This is a genomic window from Coleofasciculus sp. FACHB-712 (assembly GCF_014695635.1).
GTDB lineage: Bacteria > Cyanobacteriota > Cyanobacteriia > Cyanobacteriales > FACHB-T130 > FACHB-T130.
Window position 1 is genome coordinate 1 of the sequence record NZ_JACJOQ010000685.1, and the last position, 4529, is coordinate 4529.

At 42.4% G+C, this 4529-nt stretch carries 4 protein-coding genes; 2 read left to right on the forward strand and 2 right to left on the reverse strand.

Annotation, left to right across the window (positions count from 1 at the left end):
• The coding region (locus H6F50_RS25645; protein WP_190430880.1) for a patatin-like phospholipase family protein at window positions 1-185 on the reverse strand (185 nt) is incomplete at its 3' end.
• A 1151-nt stretch (window positions 186-1336) separates the two neighbouring features.
• On the opposite strand from H6F50_RS25645, the gene H6F50_RS25650 reads away from it, so the two are divergent.
• Both H6F50_RS25650 and H6F50_RS25655 read left to right on the forward strand, forming a co-directional pair.
• The gene (locus H6F50_RS25650; RefSeq protein ID WP_190430881.1) at window positions 1337-2110 is read left to right on the forward strand and encodes a class II aldolase/adducin family protein; all 774 of its coding nucleotides are present in this window, start codon (window positions 1337-1339) and stop codon (window positions 2108-2110) included.
• A 97-nt stretch (window positions 2111-2207) separates the two neighbouring features.
• Window positions 2208-2885, forward strand: a complete 678-nt coding sequence (locus H6F50_RS25655; protein ID WP_190430882.1) for a VOC family protein — start codon at window positions 2208-2210, stop codon at window positions 2883-2885.
• Between the two features lie 168 nt (window positions 2886-3053).
• Here the strand turns inward: H6F50_RS25655 and H6F50_RS25660 are convergent, their stop codons facing one another.
• The gene (locus H6F50_RS25660; RefSeq protein ID WP_190430883.1) at window positions 3054-4307 is read right to left on the reverse strand and encodes a tetratricopeptide repeat protein; all 1254 of its coding nucleotides are present in this window, start codon (window positions 4305-4307) and stop codon (window positions 3054-3056) included.
• Window positions 4308-4529 lie beyond the last annotated feature (222 nt).

Below are 4529 nucleotides of genomic sequence, written 5' to 3' on the forward strand. Positions count from 1 at the left end.
ACACCAGACATTGCCCCTGCTGAAGATCCAGTAATAATATCAATAATCACTTTCGGTTCAGCCTTGACGGATTCTTTCGTCAATTCATAAAAAACTCCTGCCATATAAGCACCCAATGAAATGCCACCAGAGCAGTTGAGTGTAATCAGTTTGGGAGTTTGTGCAGATTTGGTTTCGGTTTTCATAACAATATACTTGGCGGTGAAAATAACTTGAGATTTAGTTTAATTCAGCAAACTTCTGTTATGAGATTCTTGGCATAAGAGTGTTGCTTGGGATTCTAGAAAATTGTTTTGCTTGGCAACAGAAGAGATAAAAGCTGGGTTCTGGTTGTACATAGCATTGAGCAAACAGAGTAGTATCGCTAAGCTGGCATTTTGAGCTAGCGTCTTGCTTCTTTGGCGGCAGGCATTCCTATAAATAGGCGGATGCTGCTCTAAGTAGCCGTTCGTTTCTCCGACAACCTCACTATTTTATATGAGCAGAGAATAATTAAAACTTTTTCGGGAAAGAATCGCAAGCGTCTCCTCTCCTGCTTGTAACTTGCTGCTGAGGCTACTTCCAGAACTAAGTTAGGATGCTTGAATTAACTGTGTAATTTTGGAAGCTGCATTGAGTTCTGGATGCTGTTCGTGAAAGTATTACAAATACATCCTCTATTGTGTTACACCTTTTGGTAGAGAACGAAATATCAATATACCAATGGCTGAAGTCATTGTCACATTTGCGTAACCATTTCGTAGCACAAATGCCGGCAGTATCAGTGACTCCAATCTTGGCAAAGGTTTGATGGGTTTTGCTTCTGCTCCACCCATCCTATGAATAATAAAGTTAGTTGGCTGAAGCGCGATCGCTCTCTTGAGCCGAACAATTAAAGGAGTTAGATGAGCGATCGCTACTTTATGAATAATTAAGAAAGATTAATTTTTTTGCTCTATTTCTTATGACGAAATATAAATTTATGAGTTAGTCCATGATGGCACTTTAAAAGAAAGACGTTTAAAATAAAAGAAGAATTACCAATAAAATTCTTCCTGCATTCAAGAACCTCTCTCCAATTAGTTTCAGTTTAGCTAGGAATAAAGCTAAAGAAATAAATACTTTATAGCGATTGCTCAGATTGCAATGGCTTCCTCACCAAGGAAAAATAAATTCTAGAACTCAAAATTCGGGCAACAGCTTTAGAGAAAGCCTTGTATCCGCCGGAAAAACTCCTGCGTTCAATCGCCGCTCATCGGTAGCGATCGCTAACGCTCTTCTAGTGAATTCCTGGCAGAATACAATACACTCACGAATTAAACATCTTTGCAACAACCGATTTATACAGGCTAAATCTATGCAGACATTAGACATTCCTATCAATATTCCCCAGCCGCCGACCTTTGCTTCTGTCGAAGATGAACGCCTCCACCGCAAACAACGCCTAGCCGCTGCATTTCGCCTGTTTGCTCGCTTCGGCTTTAGTGAAGGCATCGCCGGACACATCACCGCCCGCGATCCCGAACACCGCGATCGCTTTTGGGTCAATCCCTTCGGGATGCACTTCAGTCTCATCCGCGTCAGCGACCTGCTTCTAGTCAATGAGCAAGGTGAGGTCGTTGAGGGGAATAAGCCTGTCAATCAAGCAGCCTTTGCCATCCACTCCCGCATCCACGCCGCCCGTCCCGACGTTGTAGCAGCCGCACATTCCCATTCAACCTACGGCAAAAGCTGGTCAAGTCTGGGTCGCCTCCTCGACCCTCTCACGCAAGATGCCTGTAGCTTCTACGAAGACCACGGGCTGTTTGATGACTACACGGGCGTCGTTCTCAAACTAGAGGAGGGCAAGCGGATTGCTGACACTTTAGGCGGCAAAAAAGCTCTCATCCTCCGCAACCACGGGCTGCTCACAGTAGGTCACTCAGTCGATGAAGCTGCCTGGTGGTTTATCACAATGGATCGCTCCTGTCAGGCACAGCTAATGGCAGAGGCGGCTGGGAAGCCTGTCCTGATTGACTCAGATATGGCTCGTTTGACGTATCGCCAAGTGGGGTCGCACCACATGGGGTGGTTTAGTTTTCAACCGCTCTACGACATGATTGTGCGTCAACAACCAGATCTGCTGGAGTAAGTGTTTTTAAAAGTGTGGAGTGAGGAAGCTTCTAACAAAGGCTGGATTTACAACCAGCATCTACCGATTGGATTTAAAGAAAAATGAGGGTAGATAAATGACGAAATTAGAGCTACCTAAAGGAAACGATAAAACTTTGAATTCCGACCTAGACTCACCTTTTTCCCAAAAAGATGGCTTATTGGAGTTCAAGGCAGAATTGACCACTCCTGAGTTTTTCAAACGCTGGTCATTTGTCACCAATGTGTATGGTGAACGAGTGCAAGTAGATCACTTTGTCCTGACTTTTCCTGATTTTACACGTCTCAAAAATTACGCTGAAGCTTTGTGTCAATTGGGCGGTCAGATTGTTGAAGGACCAGGACTCTTTCCTATCGAGTTTTGTCCTGAAACTTATGTAATTACCAATGATTTATGGTTGCACTTGTTGACAATATTGATGCCGTCGGGGGGGTTGGTGGTTCTAGCTGCGCCCCACGCACCAGACGATCAACTTGACCGATTCCTACATGAGCGGGGAAACACTGGCGTCCACCATATTGCGATTCGGGTAGACGATGTGCAGAGTGCTGGTTTAGTTTGGGAGAAAAAAGGGTTTCATCCATTGTCTAGAGAGCCTCTTAAGGGTGATTCTCTATGCCAATGGTTTTGGCAAAACTCAGCAGGACAAATTATCGAGCTAATTGGTCGTAGTCCTGAAAATCACGCAACTTTTTACTGCCAAAATATAGGGGGTCTTCGGCTCTCGGAAGTGGCAGGGGTTAATGCAAAATGAGTGTTGATTTAAGTAGCTGGTTGCCGGGGATTGATCCAGAGGCGTTTTAGAATTGATGATGATGCGATCGCTATCTGTTCTGGGATGAAATCAGAGAAAAGCGATCGCCCTTCTTCCCTCTACCTTCCAATTTGATTAAAATACTTTTCCTTAAATATTTTTCCAATTCTATAAGTATTCATTGAAATCAGACACATCATGCAGATAACCATAATCCATTGACGTATCGTATTTTTCCTTATTTACTTTATAGTCATTCTTCTGCTCCTCAGCGTATTCTTCATCATAGTCATAATTGTAAGCCTGAGATTTTTTACTATTATTTCTTTCTTTGAGGAATTTATTCTTAAGTTTCAAGTATCCTTTGTAATCTACTTCGTTTCCCATAAAATATATTGTTTTTCCATTAATTAAATTAATTTTTTGTGCTGGTGTCAGACCATGTTCCCGTTCAATAGTGCTAAGGTAGTCTTCGTATTCAACCCAATTCATTTCAGGATCTTCATCTTCAGTCAAGGTTATCCTACTTAATATAGATTGTGCTATCTTTCTGTTGTAATCTTTTGGGTCGTTTTCAGCAATGGCTTTAATTTGTGGAACAGCTGCCTCAGAAAGACTTAGTACATCAAGCGCTTTGAGGGCGTACTCTCTTACCTGGGGAGCTGGATAAGATAAATTATTTAATAAATGAGGAATGACTAATCCACAGCTATTTGGGAAACTTCTGGCAAGTTTCTGTATGGCTGAAGCCGCTAATCTTTTTTGCTCGTATGAGCTGCTCCAAGAAAGATATTGAATAAGATAATAAATTGCCTCCTCTCTGTTTGATTCACCTAACTCAAAGGGAGTCCATTCAGTTAGTTTTTCAACTTGGTTGTTATCGCAGAACAGTTGTGCTGCTTTTTGTAAGTCTTTAATAGCCTCTTCTTGCTCCTTTAACTGACGGTGACACCTCCCTCGTTTATAGTAGGCTTCTGCAAGGTAGGGATTGATCCGTAGTGCTTGGTTAAAGTCTTTGATTGCCTCTTTATAGTCTTTGGAGCGCCAGCGAACTTCCCCGCGCTGATAGTACATAATAGCGTTTTCAACGTGGAGTGATAAAGCTTTGCTGCCATTCAATAATTTTTGACTAACTTTGTCCCGCTGATAGTAAGCGTTAGAATATTTAGGATTGATATGGATAGCGTGATTGAAGTCTTCAACCGCACTATTGTAATGTCCTATCTCAGCCCTAGTTACTCCTCTGTAATAGTAAGCATGGGGATTTTGAGGGTCAATACGTAGTGCTTGAGTCCAAGCATTGATTGCTCCCTGCTTATCCTCTCGTTGGTAACAGTCAACACCTAAGTTGAAGTAATCAACAAAGTTTTTTGGGTTAAATTTTTGCTGAGGTGCTGTATTAGCGGTTTCATTAGTATCCATGTGTATTTTCAGGTTTTTAGGAACTCTACTCTTAGTTAGTATTCCCAAAAATAGATGTTGAGTAACGCTGGAGCGATCGCCTATTCGTTTCCCGATCCTGACCATTAAAATAACAGCGACCTAAGCCCATAATTCCCCTATCCAATCATCCCCTTGTTCCCAATCCCGACAAGGTTCTTCTTTGGGGCCAGAAGGATGAACCGCACAGACAATTTCGCACTG

What these genes read in the sequence shown, in the direction of transcription:
- H6F50_RS25650 (WP_190430881.1), top strand. Translation starts at nt 1,337, where the DNA reads ATGCAGACATTAGACATTCCTATCAATATTCCCCAGCCGCCGACCTTT.
- H6F50_RS25655 (WP_190430882.1), top strand. Translation starts at nt 2,208, where the DNA reads ATGACGAAATTAGAGCTACCTAAAGGAAACGATAAAACTTTGAATTCC.
- H6F50_RS25660 (WP_190430883.1), bottom strand. Translation starts at nt 4,307, where the DNA reads ATGGATACTAATGAAACCGCTAATACAGCACCTCAGCAAAAATTTAAC.